Here is a 16,977-nt window from a genome sequence, read left to right on the forward strand (position 1 = left end):
GGTCTGGCGAAGGTTCACAGGAAAACGCGCTCCACACACCAATAAGCCGCTACAACAGCGATCAGGATCGACCCCGGCATCGCCACCATTTGGCGATAACTGTCAAAGCGGCCAACCACAACCGATGCCGCCGACAGCCCCAACAAAATGGCAACCGTTGCGATCAATGGCACCATGGCCGCCACCAGATCTGGCGCCATGCCAGAGATCGGGATGATCAGTGCGATCACAGCCACCATCAGCGCCAGATAAACGGCAGCCGCCGTGCGGCTCTCAGTTCCGGCGTCGCTATGATCAATTGCCTTCATGACACAGACATAGGCCACGCCGATCACCGCCAACTGGCCGATTTCAACACCGATGTTGAACCCGATCAGCGCCGGCACAAACGTCCCCTCTGGCAATCCGAACTCGGCAAGGACAGAGGCAAAGCCAAGCCCGTGCAGCAGACCAAATCCAAAGATAATGAACGGTCGCCAGCGTGACAAACCGTCCGTGAACAGGTTTTCAACCGCAACATAGACAATCGACAACGCGATCAGCGGCTCAACAATGCTGCCCGGAACGGTGACATAACCCAACGCCGCCAGCGCCAACGTGATCGTATGCGCCAGCGTAAAGGCACTGACCTGCCACAAGAGCGGCCCCATGCGTGTGGACAGGAAAAACAGCCCCAGCACAAACAGGATATGATCTAGCCCAAGTGGCACGATATGATCAAAGCCAACAGGGATATAGTTGACAAAGGTCTGCATCGGCCCTAATTGCGCGCCGCCCGCCAGTGGGATCGGCCCAGTGGCCGCACCCGATTGCAAGTAACCATCATAGGGTGCAGGCACATCAACCTGCCGCAACACCATGGTGCCAAAGCTGCGGTCCCATGCAAAAGACACCGTCTCGGCCCCTTGCGGCAATGCAGCGGCCACCCGAATGGCTGAGGCGCGCGCCAGATCCACATCGCCCACATCCCCGGCAAGTGCCTCGACCAACGTTAGATCAAGCGGGACATCATCAGCGGTCACACTGATCCGTGCGGCCATCTGCGGCCAGAACGCTGCGAATGCGGCTTGCAACTCTGCCGGTTCCAACGCCCGCAGCCTGTCATAATCGGCCGCTTGCGGTGTCGCATCCGTATCCAGCACGCTGTCCTGATCGATCCCGGCAATGAAGCTCTCCATCGACAGGCGCATGTCAAAAACGAGGCTGTCGCCTTCTTTGCGCATATCGGCAATCGTCGGCAGCACCTCGTGGGCCTGCGCAGATGACGCCAGCGTGATCCAGACCAGCATCGCGCTTGACATTACCCATGCCAGTGCCACCCTTGAAGCTAACAAAAAGGAAAATCTCATGCGTCTGTTCGCCATTGTTTTTGCACTGCTTTCTACACCGCTCGTGGCGCACGAATTTTGGATCGAACCGCAAGCCTATCAAGTTGCGCCGGACGGTAGAATGATTGCCGATGTTGTCAATGGGCAGGAATTTGCGGGCAACCGGCAACCCTATCTCCCGCAACGGTTCGCGCACTTTGTGGATTTTGCCGGTGGTAAGGTCGCCAATGTGTCAGGCCGCCCCGGCGATACGCCCGCCCTTGATGCACCTGCTACGCCTGAAGGTCTGCATGTGATCGCCTACCAATCCCGCAACGCCACGGTGGACTATGAAACCTGGGAGAAATTTCAGAATTTCGTCGATCACAAGGATCTGGGCGATGTGCTGACCCGGCACCGCGCCCGCGGACTGCCAGAGGCGAATTTCATCGAAGTCTATTCCCGCTATTCCAAATCCCTGATCGGCGTCGGTGATGCCGCGGGCAGCGATGTGCGCACCGGATTGGAAACCGAAATCGTGGCCCTGACCAACCCCTATACCGATGACCTGTCGTCAGGGATGCGGTTGCAACTTTTCTACCGTCAGGACGTGCGGGCCAATGAACAGATCGAGATATTCGAGAAATCGGCCAGCGGCGCCGTGAACATCTTTCTGGTGCGCACCGATGCCCAAGGCATCGCCACCGTGCCGGTCAAAACCGGCCACAGCTATATGGCCGATGCCGTGGTGCTGCGCGAACCAAACGCCTCTGTGGCGGCCGATACCCGCGCGGTCTGGGAAACGCTTTGGGCCAACCTGACCTGGGGTGTACCGGGCTAAGACCCGCAACCAACCTCTTGCAGACCGCCTTTGGCTCCTGCAAACCGGGGACATGACGCAACAACCTGATATCCTCTGCATCGGTTCGGTCCTGTGGGACGTGATCGGGCGTTCGGCCAGCCATATGCGGCTGGGCTCTGACGTACCGGGCCGGATCACCCGCTTGCCCGGCGGCGTGGCGATGAACATCGCCATGACACTGCACCGCTTTGGCATGAAACCCGCCCTGCTGACGGCCATTGGCCGCGATGCCGAAGGCGAAGAACTGATGACAGAGGCGCGCCGCATGGGCCTGATCTGCGATCATGTCTATCGCTCTGAAGACTTGCCCACCGACGTTTACATGGCCATCGAGGGGGCCAACGGGCTGATCGCCGCCATCGCTGACGCGCATTCGCTCGAGGCGGCAGGCCTGCGCATCCTGCAACCCCTGCGCAATGGGGCCATCGCGCGCGAAGGTGAACCCTTTCCAGGCCCCATCGCCCTTGACGGCAACCTGACCGTTGATGTGCTGCAAACCATTGCCACCTCTCCGCTTTTTAAAGGTTGCGACCTGCGCGTCGCCCCCGCCTCACCGGGCAAGGCCGAACGCCTGCTGACCCTGATGAACCGCCCGGCCACCACGCTCTATGTGAACCTCGAAGAGGCGGGGCTGCTCTGCCAAACCACCTTTGACACTTCCACAAGTGCCGCAGCTGGCCTGATGCACCGCGGCGCGCATCGGGTGCTGGTCACGGATGGTGGGAAATCCGCTTCCGAAGGGACCGCAGGCGACATCATCACCCAAACACCGCCCGACGTCCTTGTGACCCGCGTAACCGGCGCGGGCGACACTTTCATGGCCGCCCATATCGCGTCAGAGGCGCAGGGCCATGACCGCGCATCTGCCCTTCACCGCGCGCTACAAGCCGCCGCCACCTACGTTTCCGGAGAGACCCCCCTGTGATCCCCCTTACTTATAGCGCCGAAGTCGCCGCCGCCCGTGCCGCAGGCACCCCCATCGTCGCCCTTGAAAGCACGATCATCACCCACGGGATGCCCTACCCGCAGAACGTCGAAACCGCCAAGCTGGTCGAGGCAGAGGTGCGTGCTCACGGTGCCACCCCCGCCACAATCGCCGTGCTGGACGGGCAATTGCACATCGGGCTGGAACCTGCGCAGCTGGACGCATTGGCCACGGCACAGGATGTCGCCAAACTCAGCCGCGCCGACATGGCCGCCTGCATCGCCCAAGGCGGCACCGGGGCCACAACCGTGGCCGCCACAATGATCGCCGCCGATCTGGCCGGTATCTCCGTCTTTGCCACCGGCGGCATTGGCGGCGTCCATCGCGGGGCCGAGCACAGCTTTGACATCTCTGCAGACCTGCAGGAACTGGCGCAAACGCCGGTGACCGTCGTTGCGGCTGGGGCCAAAGCCATTCTGGACTTGCCCAAAACCTTCGAAGTCCTTGAAACCCTTGGTGTGCCAGTCATCGCTTACGGTCAGGACATGCTGCCCGCTTTCTGGTCGCGCAGCTCTGACGTGGCCGCCCCCCTGCGCATGGATGACGCCGCTGCCATCGCGCGCGCGCAGCAAACCCGCACCGCGATGGGCCTTGCAGGCGGCCAACTCGTCTGCAACCCGATCCCCGCAACGGACGAGATTCCCGCCGCGACCCTCGCCCCGATCATCGCCAAGGCCCTGGCCGAAGCAGACGCGCAAGGGATCAGCGCAAAATCGGTCACGCCCTTCCTGCTGGATCGGATATTTCACCTCACCGAAGGCCGGTCCTTGCAATCCAACATTGCGCTTGTGTTGAACAATGCACGTCTTGGCGCCGCAATTGCTGCCGAAATGGTGCGCAACACCGGCTGATCCACGTCAAAGCTTGTGGCCGCGGGTTGCGCCGCTTACATGAGCTTCAGGATTTCGCGCGAAAGACACGATGCAAAACGACCCTGATCACCCGGACACCACTCGCCTGCGCCGCCCGGGCCTGTTTTCGCGACTGCGCAGCAACTTTCTGGCGGGTCTGATCATCGTCGCCCCCATCGGGATGACCTTCTGGCTGATCTACACCGTTGTCGGCTGGATCGACAGCTGGGTCTGGCCTTTTGTGCCCGACTACTACCAGCCCGAAGCACTGGTGAACCGCTATTTGGTGCCCGAAGGCGCGGACCCGATCAACGTCAACGTCCGCGGCATCGGCGTGGTGATCTTCCTGATCTTCACTGTTGTCGTGGGTTGGCTCGGCAAGGGCCTGATCGGCCGCAGCTTTCTGCGGTGGGCTGAACGGATCGTCGACCGGATGCCCGTCGTCCGGTCGATCTACAATGGCGTCAAGCAAATCGCCGAAACCGTGTTTTCGCAGCGCGACACGTCCTTTGATAAGGCCTGCCTGATCGAATACCCGCGCAAAGGCATCTGGGCCATCGCCTTCATCTCGACCAACGCGAAAGGCGAAATCAAAGCCAAGCTGCCCGGCGATGGCGAGATTGTCACCGTCTTCCTCCCCACAACACCAAACCCCACCTCGGGCTTCTTACTGTTCCTGCCGCGCGCGGATGTGATCGAACTCGACATGACGGTCGAGGATGCGGCAAAACTCGTGATCTCTGCGGGCCTTGTCTATCCAAACGGCAAAGACCCGACCACGCCACCTGATGCTTAGCGCCGCCGCGACCGGGTTTGCCACCGCCTTTGCCCTGATCCTCGCCATCGGCGCGCAGAACGCCTTTGTGTTGCGCCAAGGTCTCATGCGACAACACGTGTTCTGGCTGTGCCTGCTTTGCGCTGTCTCTGATGCGATCCTGATCACCGCAGGTGTGCTGGGCTTTGGTGTGCTTGTCGCGCAATACCCCAGCCTGCCGCAGTTCATGGCTTGGGGTGGGGCTGCATTTCTCTTTGCCTACGGCGCGCTGCGCCTGCGCGCCGCGTGGCTGGGTGTCTATGACATGCAAATGGGTGGCCAGTCCAAAGGGCTCTGGGCGACGCTCGCCACCGGGGCCGCCTTCACATGGCTGAACCCGCATGTCTATCTGGACACGCTGGCGCTGATCGGTGCCATCTCAACGGCCTATCTGGGGAACGCCAAGCTTGCATTTGGCGCAGGCGCGGTCACCTCGTCCTTCGTCTTTTTCTTCGGGCTGGGCTATGGCGCGCGGCTTTTGACACCGATCATGCAATCGGCCCGGTCATGGCGCATCCTTGATGTGATCATTGGGCTGGTGATGTGGGCGCTGGCCCTGAAACTTATCCTGTAGAAAGTTCAGGCAAACATCGCCTCCAGATCGACAGTGCTGCGCTTGTTCAGCGCGCCCTTATGTGTGGCCAAAAACTGCTCTGCTGCCTGTTGCCCGGCTGCTTTCAGTCGCCCCAGCACAACCGCATTGGGAATGGTCTTGGTCGCCACATTCAGATCGTTCATCAGGTCATCGTCGGCAATCATATGTACCAGCACATTCTTCATCGCGCCCTTTTGCACCTTGCCATCCGCAATCAGCCTGCGGACGAAATCAATCGCGCGCAGCTCGCGCAGCAGCGACGAATTGAAACTGATCTCATTGATCCGATTGGCAATCGCCTGACTGTCGCGCGGCAGGTCCTCGCGGTGCAGCGGGTTGATATTCACGATCAAAATGTCATCCGGCAGCGCCGGTTCAAACAGCGGAAACAGCGCCGGGTTCCCGGTGTAACCCCCATCCCAGAACGCCTCTTCCTTGCCGGTCTTGGGGTCCACAAACTCCACCGCCTGAAACAGGCTGGGAAGGCAGGCCGAGGCAAGGATCACCTCCGGCGAGATCTCCTCGCCCTGAAACACCCGGATCTTACCACTGCGCACATTCGTGGCACAGATATGGATCAACGGCCCTTCGTTGGCGCAGACCTTGTCATAGCTGAACTGCTCGACGATCCGCCGCAACGGATTTTGCATCAGCGGCCCGTAGACGTAAGGTGAAAACAGTCGCGTCGTCAGGTCAAATCCCTGATACGGCAGCGAATATTCCATCGCCTTGGCCCAGAACGGCGCCGTTGCACCCCAGGCCCCGACCCAGGCCGACAGCCCCTCATCGGTGATCGCACCCACCTGCCCCCACAGCCAGTCCAGATTGGCGCGCGCACCCGCACGACCATCTTCAATCATCCCTGCCTTCAGCGCCGCTGCATTCAATGCCCCTGCCGAAGTACCTGAAATCGCGGCGATCTCGATCTCTTCGTCCTGCAAAAACCGATCCAGCACGCCCCAGGTGAACGCCCCGTGTGCGCCGCCACCTTGCAAGGCCAGATTGATCCGTTTCACCACTGCGGTCCCCTGTTTCTTCTGGCCGGAAATACCTCGAGGGCTTTGTCCATTGCCTCGCACTTGGTCCCAGAGACACTGACGAAGGGGCTGGCCCCCTGTCGCTTTGTCATTGTGCGGTCCAGCCACCATCCGCGGCTATCGCCGTGCCGGTGATCTGTGCTGCCGCGTCCGAGCACAAAAAGGTAACGATGCCCGCCAATTGCGCGACCGTGACAAAATCCTTGGACGGCTGTTTGGCCAGGATCACCTTCTCAATCGCCTCATCCTCCGAGATGCCGTATTCCTTGGCCGTGGCCGGGATCTGCGCCTCGACCAGCGGGGTCAGCACATAGCCCGGACAAATCGCATTGGCGGTGATCGGTTCCTTGGCGGTCTCAAGTGCAATGACCTTGGTCATGCCAACAACCCCGTGTTTGGCCGTGACATAGGCCGATTTGAAGGGGCTCGCACGCAACCCATGCGCGCTTGCAATATTGATAATCCGGCCCCAGCCGTTCTCGCGCATCGCAGTGATCGCGGCGGCCGTGGTGTGAAAAGCCGAGGACATGTTGATCGCAATGATCGCATCCCATTTGTCGCTGGGGAAATCCTGCACCGCTGCAACATGTTGAATGCCAGCGTTGTTCACAAGAATATCGCAGCGCCCTGCTTCGGCAATCAACCGGCGGCAGTCCTCGCCCTTGGACATATCCGCCCCGACATATGTCGCCTTCACGCCGAATTCGGATGCGATGCCCTCTGCCAAGGCGTGGTCCTCATCTCGATCGGTATAGGAATTCAGCACCACGTCCGCGCCCGCACGGGCCAGTTCCCGCGCGATGCCCAGCCCGATGCCAGAGTTTGATCCGGTGATAACTGCCGTTTTGCCTGCAAATGTCATGGCCATGCTCCTTGCGCTTTCACAACAGTATAATGCTGCAACTGCGAAAGAACATGCCCCTTTGCGAAAATGGCGTCAGGAAAAGGGGGCGGTCACACCGCCCCCGTTCAGATCAGAGCGCCACCAGCGGTGCGCCATAGGCAAAGTTGTCAATGCTCAGGTCTGACAGTTCCAGATCCTTGATCAGAACCCGCTGACCGCTGACCGCATCGGTCCACAGGACATCATCGCCCACTTCGCTCGCCTGTGCCAGAAAAGCCGCCAGCTCTGTCGTAGCATCCGAAGGACCGCCTAAGCCTACCCCAATCGAAGACTGCACGATGACGTCGTCACCGGCATCAAAATCTCGGATCGTCGAGATATCGCCGGCGTTACGCACCACAGAGTCGCCTTCGAAAATTTCGGCCCCTTCAAAGAGAAAGACGTCCTCGCCCGAACCGCCAAAAATCTGGTTCTGGCCGGTGCCAAAGAGAATCTCATCATTGCCTGATCCTCCGCGCACCACGTCGCGGCCACCGCCGGTGTAGATGGAATCATCGTTCGCGCCCCCAAAGATCCGGTCGTCGCCATCAGACATGTACAGCTCATCATTGCCAGAGCCGCCAAAGACAATATCGTCGCCCGTCGCCCCAAAGGACGAGGAAAAGATATCACCGGCAAACACAACGTCATCACCCGCGCCTGCGCGAACTTCATCTTCGCCTTCCAGAAAGAACACAAAATCGTTGCCGGACCCGGCATTGATCAGATCGTCACCTTCCTCGCCGGACATAAAGTCACCATTGGCACCGCCGAAAAGCGCGTCATTGCCCGCACCGCCGAACAAACCGTCTTCACCTGCGCTCCCGCGCAGCTCATCATCGCCGCCTTCGCCAAAAAGGTCGCCGCCGCTGGCCCGCGCCTGCAAGATATCATCGCTTGAATCAGAGCCTGTCAGATTACCCAATGCCAGGTCGACAAATGTCGCCCCTTCGAAGGCTTCAAAGACCGCATCAAATGCATCCGCGGGGTCGCCACTGTCAAGCACGGCCAAAATATCACCAATGTCCGCGGCCAGAAGCGGGATACTCGTCACCGGCAAATCCCGCATCGCGACAACGGCGATCCCGTCAAGATAGAACCGCATGGAGGTTACCGTGCCAGTGACCGGTACATCGACCCCGGTGGTGGGGTCCGTCACATAGGTCATACCGGTGCCAAAAATGTGCACCCCCGTAAAACCATCTACAATCTCACCCACACGGTAAAAGGTCGGTGTGGTCGCAAAACTCATCAATGCCATTCAGGTCTCTCCCGGTTGATTTTGCCTCAATCTGACCAGACCGCGTAATGGGGTCAACGTCCAAAGCCCGCAATTCGCAATTGCCGCCACGCTGTCGCAATTACTGCACAAGTGACACAAACCAGATCAGGAAGATGCCCGTCCCCAAAACCCAAAAAAAACGCCAGCACGAAGCTGGCGTTAAGTTATTGAGGCAGGTTTCATACAGGCAAGAAACCTATCGAGCAGTGCCCCCCGTTATAAGCAATGACTTGCGCGCAGCCAAGCTAAAAGTTTGAAAAGGCTCGCAACCCTCTTTACGCTCAAAGTCCAAGCACACAGGGACCAAAGGGATTGTTGCCAAAATGCGCATAGACATTTTCCATCAGATCAGCCGACTGACCGCCACCGCAGTGTTCGTTCTGGCCGCAAGCGCCGCACAGGCCGAACCGCAGCATGGCATAGCTATGTATGGCGAACCCGCACTGCCACCTGATTTTGTGTCACTGCCCTATGTAAATCCCGATGCGCCCAAGGGCGGCCGTATCGTGACATCGGCCGTTGGCAGCTTTGACAGCATGAACCCCTACATCCAAAAAGGCTCTGTTCACTGGCAGTTGCGCTTCTTGATCGGCGAAAGCCTGATGGGCCGCACGCTCGATGAACCCTTCTCGCTTTACGGGGTTCTGGCCTCCGGGATCGAAACCGGACCGAATCGCGAATGGGTCGAATTTACCCTTAATCCGGACGCCCGATTCTCTGATGGCAGCCCGGTCACCGCCGAAGATGTGATCTGGTCGTTCGAAACACTCGGCACCGAAGGCCACGGGCGCTATCGCGGGTTCTGGGGCAAGGTCGCCAGCCTGACAGAGGTGCGCCCCGGCGTCGTGCGCTTTGAATTCAACACCGCCGACCGGGAACTCGCACTTCTGGCCGGTCTGCGCCCGATCCTGAAAAAGGCGCAGTGGGACGGTGTCGATTTTGCCGAAAGCGGCCTTGATATCGTGCCAATCACCTCATCGCCCTACGTCGTTAGTGAATTCGACGCCGGACGCTTCATTTCATTGACCCGGAACCCCGACTACTGGGGCGCTGACATCCCTTTCCGGCGCGGCACCGCAAACCTGGATGAAATCCGGCTGGAATTTTTCGGCGACGAAACCGCCGCGTTTGAGGCGTTCAAAACCGGCATCGTCAATTCCAACCGCGAATTCAACGTGGCCAAATGGGAAAGCCAGTACAACTTCCCCGCCACCGAATCCGGCGACGTGGTCAAATTCGTCCTGCCGCATCAGCGCCCCTCGGGCATGACCGGATTTGTGATGAACACCCGCCGCGACCAATTCACCGATTGGCAGGTCCGCGACGCGATGATTCAGGCCTTCAATTTTGAATTCATCAACGAAGCGATGACCGGCAGCCAGCAACCGCGCATCACATCCTATTGGTCAAACTCACCGCTCGGCATGTCCCACGACGCGGCTTCCGGCCGTGTGCTGGAATTCCTTGAACCCTTCGCCGCCGACCTCACCCCCGGTGCGATCGAGGGTTATAGCCTGCCTGTTGGTGACGGCTCTGAACGCAACCGCGCTGGCACTGCTAAGGCTCTCGAAATGATGGAGGCCGCAGGCTACACCATTCAGGATGGCGTGATGAAGGATGCTGATGGCAATCCCTTCACATTTGAGATTCTCCTGAAATCGGGCTCGTCTGAGAATGCCGCGATCATCGACATGTTCGCGCGCAGCCTCGAACGCATCGGTGTGACCGTTGACGTACAATCCGTCGACAGCGCTCAATTCAAGGAACGCACCGACGCCTTCGACTTTGACATGACCTACTATCGGCGTGGCGTGTCGCTCTCACCGGGCAACGAACAATACGCCTATTACGGGATGGAGGCGGCCGAGACACCCGGTTCGCGCAACCTGATGGGCGTGCAGTCCCCTGCCGTTGACGCGATGATCGAACGGCTGCTGACCTCTGACAGCCAGGATGACTTTGTTGCCGCCGTGCAGGCCCTTGATCGTGTCCTGACCTCTGGCCGCTACGTGATCCCGATCTACCAGTGGAACATCAGCCGTCTGGCCCACGTCAAAGAGCTGAAATTCCCCGAACCCCTGCCCATCTTTGGTGATTGGCCCGGCTGGCAGCCAGACGTCTGGTGGTGGGAAGAGTGATCCGCCTGCTCTTGCTGGCCGCGCTCCTTGCGGCCAGCGCCTGCACCCCTGCACGGGTCGTCGGTAACGCCGCGATCACCGGCGGTCAGGTGGTCTTGGGTGCAGCGGACATGGTGATCTAAGGGCTGGAGGCTTTGGCTTTATGAAAGGCTGGCGCGCCATGGCCACCCGGTGACGGCCGCAATTTTGCAAGCAAAGCCGCTTACCCGCACACGGGCCGCTGACGCGACCCGTCGTCACACATCCGTTACAATACCGCTCTACCCCGCAGCCCATGAACAGCCTCGTCCGCCGCACCGGTCACGCAGCCCGTTCCATCCTCCGCCCAGCGATCTTGCCCCCATCAGCGTTGGCCCAATCACGTCCGCCCAAACCACCTCTGACCGGCTCACCACTACGGTGCGGCGCTATCTGGCTCTTGACGTCACCCTCCGGCAGGGCGATGCCCTGTCGCAAGCATTGATGACCACAGGACCGGATTGATGGCACAAAAGCTTCTAGCTGAATGGCTTGGCACAGCCCTGCTGCTGATTGGTGTGGTGGGCTCGGGCATCATGGGTGCGAACCTGTCAGACGGCAACACCGCCATCGCACTGCTGGCCAATGCCATTGCCACAGGCTGCATCCTCTATGTCATCATCACAACCCTTGGCCCCGTCTCGGGCGCGCATTTCAATCCGGTGGTCACGCTGGTGTTTTTGATCCGGCGCGAGATTGACGCAACAACCGCCGCATCTTTCATCGCCTCGCAAATCGCAGGCGGCATCATGGGCGTCTGGCTGACCCATGTGATGTTCGACCTCTCGGTCGTGCAATTTTCAACCACCGCCCGTACCGGTCCCGGCCAATGGACGTCAGAGGTTTTTGCCACCTTCGGCCTGCTTTTCGTGATCTTCGGTGGGCTGAAATCCCGGCCAGAGGCGGTGCCGACCCTCGTCGCACTCTATATCACAGGGGCCTATTGGTTCACCTCGTCCACAAGCTTTGCGAACCCCGCAGTGACCATTGCGCGCACCTTCTCGGATACCTTTGCCGGGATCAATCCCGCCGACGCGCCCCTATTCATCGTGATGCAAGTGGTGGGCCTCGGCGTCGCGGCCCTGGTCCTGCCGAAACTCTTCCCGCGCGACTAGACCAGCGCCGTCACCCACAGGATCGTCGCATCCTCGGGGCTGACCGACACCACGTTGTGCCCCATCGTGGCGTCGTAATAGGCGCTGTCACCGCGCCCCATCTCAACCGGTTCATAGAACTCCGTGTAAAGCCGGATCGTCCCGGTCAGCACATACAGAAACTCTTCGCCGTCGTGGCGGACCCAGCCGTCGAAATCGTCCATCTTCCGCGCTCTGATCCGCGCGCGATAGGGCAGCATTTTCTTCTGTGTCAGCGCTTCGGCCAGCAGGTCATGCTCATAGGTGGTTGTCACATGCCGCACCGGATCATCGCGCTGCGTCATCACCATGCGCCCGTTCACCTGCTCTTTCGACGGCGGCGTGAACAACTGAGGGATCGAAATCGCCAATCCCTCGGCCAGTTTCTTGAGCGCATCATAGGTGGGCGACATTTGCCCGTTCTCGATTTTGGACAGCGTCGAGCGTGCAAGACCTGCCTGCTTGGCGGCCTGTTCCAACGTCCAGTCGCGCTCCTTGCGCAGCGCACGCACCCGCGCACCCAGATCAACCGGTGCTGCGGTGGCGCTGTCGCCATTGTTGCGGGCCACGCGGATCAGGGATTTTGGGTCAGTCTCAGCCATATGGGTCACATACCCGGCAAAGCCCCCACCTTGCAACCGCGCTGCAGCCGACATAGCGATAGCTCATGCGCACCCCGTTCACCATGGCAGCCTATGTTTTGTCGCAGGCCAAGGCCCGCGCCGATCATCCCGCGCTTGAGGTGCTTGGCCCGGACCCGCTGACGCTTCGCTACAGCGATTTGGACCGCGCCGTGCGCGCAACCGCACAGACCCTTTTGGATCACGGCCTGTCACCGGGGCACAACCGCGTGCTGATGCGTCTGGGCAATACACCTGATTTTCCGATCCTCTATCTGGCCTGCATCTACGCGGGGCTGATCCCAATTCCGACCTCCTCGCAACTGACCACGCCAGAGGTGACGCGTATCGCCGCAGACACAGCACCTGCCCTTGTGGTCCACAGCGCGGGCATATCGCTGCCCGATCAGGATATCCCGCGCTTGCAAGTCCAGAACCTGCACCAGGTCGCGCCCGGCTCGACCCTCGCCAAGCCGGATCTGGGTGACCCAGAGCGCCCTGCCTATATCATTTACACCTCTGGCACCTCCGGTCAGCCGCGCGCCGTTGTGCACGCGCACCGCGCCATTCTGGCCCGTCGCATGATGTGGGATGGCTGGTACGGGCTGCGCGCCGATGACCGGCTCCTACACGCAGGCGCGTTCAACTGGACCTATACGCTTGGCACCGGGTTGATGGACCCCTGGTCGATCGGGGCCACGGCCCTGATCCCGGCACCCGGCACCGATGCCGCCGCCCTGCCCGCGCTTCTGGCACAACACGACGCCACCATCTTCGCCGCCGCACCCGGTGTCTACCGCCGGATCCTCCGCGGTGACATGCCACCGATGCCCCGGCTCCGGCACGGGCTTTCTGCGGGTGAAAAGCTCTCTGAAACGCTCCGCCAGCGCTGGCAGGTGGCGACAGCCACGCCCCTGCACGAGGCTTATGGCATGTCGGAATGTTCGACCTTCATCTCTGGCGGCCCAAATCGCCCCGCCCCCTTCGGCACACTTGGCTATCCGCAACCGGGACGCCGCGTCCAATTGATGCCCGACAGCCAGATTATCGCCGTCCACCGATCCGACCCCGGCCTGATGCTCGGCTACCTCAACCACCCTGCTGAAACGGCGGCGAAATTCGACGGCGACTGGTTCCTCACCGGCGACATCGGCCATGAAACCCCGGACGGCGCCATTGCCTATGCCGGTCGCGCCGACGACATGATGAACGCCGGCGGCACCCGCGTCAGCCCGATCGAGGTTGAAGAGGCCCTGACCCACCACCCCGCCATCACAGAGGTTGCAGCCGCCGAAGTGCGCCTGCGCACAGACCTTTCGCTCATTGCGGCCTTTTATGTCGCCGACAACCTGTTAGATGAGGATGATCTGACCGCATATGCCAGCGCGCATCTCGCGGCCTATAAGATTCCCCGCGTCTTCTGCCGGGTCGACAGCCTGCCCCGCGGGACCAACAACAAACTTCTGCGCCACGTGTTGCGCGAAACATGGGAAGCCGAACATGGTCAAACTTGATATTATCTCTGACCCGATCTGTCCGTGGTGCTACATCGGCAAGACCAACCTTGATAAGGCCTTGGCCCAGGTGCCCGACCACCCCTTTGTGATCGAATGGCACCCGTTCCAGCTCAACCCTGACATGCCCGCCGGCGGCATGGACCGCCGCGCCTATCTCGAAGGCAAGTTCGGTGGCAAAGAAGGTGCGGTCAAGGCCTATGCCCCCGTGGTCGAACACGCCGCCAATGCCGGTGCGCTGATCAACTTTGAGGCCATCAAGAAAACCCCCAACACGCTTGATGCTCACCGTCTGATCCACTGGGCCGGGATCGAACAGCGCCAGATTTTCGTGGTCGACTTGTTGTTCAAAGCCTACTTTGTCGAAGGCCGCGACATTGGTGATCACGAGGTTTTGGCCGACATCGCCGACACCGCCGAGATGGACGCCGCCACCGTCACCCGCCTGCTGTCCACGGATGCTGATCTTGATGACATCCGCAAGCGTGATGCCCACAGCCGCGAAATGGGCGTCAATTCTGTCCCGACCTTTGTCGTGGCCCAACAACACGCCGTCCCCGGTGCGCAGCCGCCCGAAATGTGGGTGCAGGTCATCGCGGACATTCAGAAACAACTGGACGCGGCAGAGTGAACGCACCCACCAAACGCCTGCACCAAACCGAATTTATCGCCCTGATGGCGATGCTGGCCGCGACAGTGGCCTTTTCGATAGATGCCATGCTGCCCGCACTGCCCGAAATCGCGGCAGAGCTTTCGCCCGGTGATGCCAACCGCGCGCAGCTGATCATCACCAGCTTTGTGCTGGGCATGGGGCTCGGCACCTTTGTCACCGGGCCATTGGCTGACACCTTTGGCCGCAAGCCGGTGCTCGTCGGCGGCGCACTTCTTTATTGTGCCTCGGCCCTTCTGGCATGGGCCGCACAAAGTCTCGAGGTGATGCTGGCAGCCCGTGTCCTGCAAGGCATCGGGGCCGCAGGCCCGCGTGTCGCAACGATGGCCATGATCCGCGATCTTTATGCCGGGCCAAACATGGCCCGTATCCTGTCCTTTGTGATGGTGGTCTTCTCGCTGGTCCCGGCGCTTGCTCCGACCATGGGTCATTTCATCATCGAAGGCCTCGGCTGGCGGGCGATCTTCTTGTCCTTTGTAACGTTTTCCGTTGTGACCGTCACGTGGCTCCTGATCCGCCAGCCAGAGACATCAACACCAGAAACCCGCCGCCCGCTGAACGTGACGGCCCTGCTGTCCGCCGCACGCGAGGTGTTGACCCACCCCACAACCCGCCTGTCGATCATCATTCAGACCCTGACCTTTGGGATGCTGTTTACGGGCCTGTCCTCAACCCAACAGGTCTTTGATGTGACCTTTGATCAGGGCGATGTGTTTCATTTCTGGTTCGGCGGCATCGCCGTTGTCGCCGCGACCGGTAGCCTTCTGAACGCGCGGCTTGTCGTGCGCTTGGGCATGCGCGCCATCATCCGCGCGATGTTCATGGTCCAGATTGCCGTCAGCATCGCCATGATCACCATCACGCTGATGGGCGGCCCCTACTGGCTGACCTTTGGCATCTACGTGATCTGGGTCACCACTGGCTTCTATCAGGCGGGCCTGACCATCGGCAATCTCAATGCGCTGGCGATGGAACCCCTGCCCCATATCGCCGGCATGGCCGCCTCTCTGATCGCCGCCATCTCAACGGTCGGCGCTGTTATCATCGCAGCCCCCATTGGCCTTGCCTTCGACGGAACCCCCGTCCCCATTGGGATCGGGGTACTGATCTGCGCTGTGCTCGCATTCTGGCTCACCACCCGCATCAAACGCCCGGGCGAAGAATAGGATATCAACAGCAACAATGAATGTCTGGTTTGAGCCCAAACCTAACAAGTTTCTGCGATGTGGCGAATGTCGGCTTAAGGTGTCCGGGCGGCATTCACGATCTGCTTCATGTGGCGCATGTCGGTGCCGCAACACCCTCCCAAAACCCGAATTTGAGGAAAGCGCCGCCTGATATCGGACAGCTGCTCACCCAACTCGGTCGGATTGCCGTCATCCAGTTCTTCGGCTTCGTCCAGTTCTGCATGGCTGCAGCGAGACGCATTGGCAATGATACCTCCTACACGTTGCATCCACGGTGCGTCTTCGAGGACTCTCGAGAAATGCTGAGGATGCGCGCAGTTGATCATGTAGTAGGCTGCATAGCTGTCAGTCGCAACTTCGACCTCTGATATAGCGCCCTCCAGTGACGCGCCGGTCGGCAACCGCCCGTCTGTTTCCACAGTGAAAGAAATGACAACCGGAAGCTCGAACCTGCGGGCCGCCCTGACGATGCCAACCGCCTCAGATGGGTACGCCAAGGTGTATCCGCTGATCACATCCAGATCTGTGTCTGCCAGAACAGATACTTGCTCCGAATGATAGATTTCCGCCTCATCAGCGTTCATTTGCGTTTCCGGTGCGTACGCATCGTCGCGCGGTCCGATATTCGCACTGATGATCGTCGGAGCATGATCGCTTTCTGAGCGAACTGCCGCCATCATGGCGATAGCATCTAGATTAAGCTGCTTGAGTTCGGGGAAATCGTACCCAATTGCAGACCCGCGGTCTCGATTGGCGACCCATGTCGGGCTTTCAAGAATTACACCAGCATGCGATTCTTTGCCCAGAGCGATCAGGTCTTTCATATATCCTTTGAGAAGCTCTCTACCCTCCGTAGTTTTCAGAAGCGGGTATGAAGCAAAGCCGGGCAAATCGACGCCCTGATTGAACATTAAGTCGGTTTCCATCCCGACATAGGCCAAGAATAAGTCGGCATTGCTGGGAGGAAATGAGTCCCGATAAAGTGTCATCTTTTTGGGCCAGTCGCTTGCATTACCCTTCGACCATAACAACGGGTGAGTGTCGTGTCACTGATGCGACCCTAACGAAACCGGCCATTGGC

General features: G+C 60.1%; 17 protein-coding genes. 11 read left to right on the forward strand and 6 right to left on the reverse strand.

Annotated elements, in window-relative coordinates:
- Positions 1–14: 14 nt before the first annotated feature.
- On the reverse strand, positions 15–1,301 hold the full coding sequence (locus tag AB3Y40_RS07915; RefSeq protein WP_369438251.1) for a HupE/UreJ family protein: 1,287 nt from the start codon (positions 1,299–1,301) through the stop codon (positions 15–17).
- A 46-nt stretch (positions 1,302–1,347) separates the two neighbouring features.
- Between AB3Y40_RS07915 and AB3Y40_RS07920 the strand changes: the two genes are divergently transcribed.
- From AB3Y40_RS07920 to AB3Y40_RS07940, 5 genes are all read left to right on the forward strand, one after another.
- Positions 1,348–2,148 (forward strand): DUF4198 domain-containing protein, encoded by an 801-nt coding sequence (locus tag AB3Y40_RS07920; protein ID WP_369438252.1) that lies wholly within the window; start codon positions 1,348–1,350, stop codon positions 2,146–2,148.
- A gap of 52 nt (positions 2,149–2,200) precedes the next feature.
- Complete coding sequence (locus AB3Y40_RS07925; protein ID WP_369438253.1) at positions 2,201–3,094, forward strand: PfkB family carbohydrate kinase; 894 nt, start codon at positions 2,201–2,203, stop codon at positions 3,092–3,094.
- Positions 3,091–4,005: a pseudouridine-5'-phosphate glycosidase gene (locus tag AB3Y40_RS07930; RefSeq protein ID WP_369438254.1), complete on the forward strand. Its 915-nt coding sequence runs from the start codon at positions 3,091–3,093 to the stop codon at positions 4,003–4,005. The genes AB3Y40_RS07925 and AB3Y40_RS07930 overlap by 4 nt, the downstream gene beginning before the upstream one ends.
- A gap of 70 nt (positions 4,006–4,075) precedes the next feature.
- Complete coding sequence (locus AB3Y40_RS07935; RefSeq protein ID WP_369438255.1) at positions 4,076–4,801, forward strand: DUF502 domain-containing protein; 726 nt, start codon at positions 4,076–4,078, stop codon at positions 4,799–4,801.
- The gene (locus AB3Y40_RS07940) at positions 4,794–5,393 is read left to right on the forward strand and encodes a LysE/ArgO family amino acid transporter (protein ID WP_369438256.1); all 600 of its coding nucleotides are present in this window, start codon (positions 4,794–4,796) and stop codon (positions 5,391–5,393) included. The genes AB3Y40_RS07935 and AB3Y40_RS07940 overlap by 8 nt, the downstream gene beginning before the upstream one ends.
- 5 nt (positions 5,394–5,398) lie before the next feature.
- Here the strand turns inward: AB3Y40_RS07940 and AB3Y40_RS07945 are convergent, their stop codons facing one another.
- The 3 genes from AB3Y40_RS07945 to AB3Y40_RS07955 all read right to left on the reverse strand — a co-directional run bounded on the left by AB3Y40_RS07945 (position 5,399) and on the right by AB3Y40_RS07955 (position 8,595).
- Entirely contained in the window at positions 5,399–6,430 is a 1,032-nt protein-coding gene (locus tag AB3Y40_RS07945) for a patatin-like phospholipase family protein (protein ID WP_369438257.1), read from the reverse strand.
- Positions 6,431–6,539: 109 nt separating this feature from the next.
- Positions 6,540–7,313 carry a 3-hydroxybutyrate dehydrogenase gene (locus AB3Y40_RS07950; protein ID WP_369439622.1) on the reverse strand — a complete coding sequence of 258 codons (774 nt, stop codon included), beginning with the start codon at positions 7,311–7,313 and terminating at the stop codon, positions 6,540–6,542.
- A gap of 112 nt (positions 7,314–7,425) precedes the next feature.
- Positions 7,426–8,595, reverse strand: a complete 1,170-nt coding sequence (locus AB3Y40_RS07955; protein WP_369438258.1) for a calcium-binding protein — start codon at positions 8,593–8,595, stop codon at positions 7,426–7,428.
- Positions 8,596–8,939: 344 nt separating this feature from the next.
- On the opposite strand from AB3Y40_RS07955, the gene AB3Y40_RS07960 reads away from it, so the two are divergent.
- The 3 genes from AB3Y40_RS07960 (at position 8,940) to AB3Y40_RS07970 (ending at position 11,887) form a co-directional block, all read left to right on the forward strand.
- Positions 8,940–10,754 carry an extracellular solute-binding protein gene (locus AB3Y40_RS07960; protein WP_369438259.1) on the forward strand — a complete coding sequence of 605 codons (1,815 nt, stop codon included), beginning with the start codon at positions 8,940–8,942 and terminating at the stop codon, positions 10,752–10,754.
- Positions 10,751–10,876, forward strand: coding sequence for a hypothetical protein (locus tag AB3Y40_RS07965; RefSeq protein ID WP_369438260.1), 126 nt, complete (start codon positions 10,751–10,753; stop codon positions 10,874–10,876). Before AB3Y40_RS07960 ends, AB3Y40_RS07965 begins: the two co-directional genes overlap by 4 nt.
- A gap of 357 nt (positions 10,877–11,233) precedes the next feature.
- A complete protein-coding gene (locus AB3Y40_RS07970; RefSeq protein WP_369438261.1) occupies positions 11,234–11,887 on the forward strand; it encodes an aquaporin in 654 nt (217 codons plus the stop codon).
- Here the strand turns inward: AB3Y40_RS07970 and AB3Y40_RS07975 are convergent.
- The gene (locus tag AB3Y40_RS07975) at positions 11,884–12,507 is read right to left on the reverse strand and encodes a helix-turn-helix domain-containing protein (RefSeq protein WP_369438262.1); all 624 of its coding nucleotides are present in this window, start codon (positions 12,505–12,507) and stop codon (positions 11,884–11,886) included. The two genes, AB3Y40_RS07970 and AB3Y40_RS07975, sit on opposite strands and share 4 nt — an antisense overlap.
- 65 nt (positions 12,508–12,572) lie before the next feature.
- Between AB3Y40_RS07975 and AB3Y40_RS07980 the strand changes: the two genes are divergently transcribed.
- The 3 genes from AB3Y40_RS07980 to AB3Y40_RS07990 are packed head-to-tail and all read left to right on the forward strand — an operon-like array spanning position 12,573 to position 15,875.
- Positions 12,573–14,039, forward strand: coding sequence for a class I adenylate-forming enzyme family protein (locus tag AB3Y40_RS07980; RefSeq protein ID WP_459553972.1), 1,467 nt, complete (start codon positions 12,573–12,575; stop codon positions 14,037–14,039).
- The gene (locus AB3Y40_RS07985; RefSeq protein ID WP_369438263.1) at positions 14,026–14,670 is read left to right on the forward strand and encodes a DsbA family oxidoreductase; all 645 of its coding nucleotides are present in this window, start codon (positions 14,026–14,028) and stop codon (positions 14,668–14,670) included. The genes AB3Y40_RS07980 and AB3Y40_RS07985 overlap by 14 nt, the downstream gene beginning before the upstream one ends.
- Positions 14,667–15,875 carry a multidrug effflux MFS transporter gene (locus tag AB3Y40_RS07990; RefSeq protein WP_369438264.1) on the forward strand — a complete coding sequence of 403 codons (1,209 nt, stop codon included), beginning with the start codon at positions 14,667–14,669 and terminating at the stop codon, positions 15,873–15,875. Before AB3Y40_RS07985 ends, AB3Y40_RS07990 begins: the two co-directional genes overlap by 4 nt.
- A 74-nt stretch (positions 15,876–15,949) precedes the next feature.
- On the opposite strand, the gene AB3Y40_RS07995 is transcribed toward AB3Y40_RS07990, so the two are convergent.
- Entirely contained in the window at positions 15,950–16,885 is a 936-nt protein-coding gene (locus tag AB3Y40_RS07995; RefSeq protein WP_369438265.1) for a homocysteine S-methyltransferase family protein, read from the reverse strand.
- Positions 16,886–16,977 lie beyond the last annotated feature (92 nt).

This window comes from Yoonia sp. R2331 (assembly GCF_041103235.1).
Classification (GTDB): Bacteria; Pseudomonadota; Alphaproteobacteria; order Rhodobacterales; family Rhodobacteraceae; genus CANMYO01.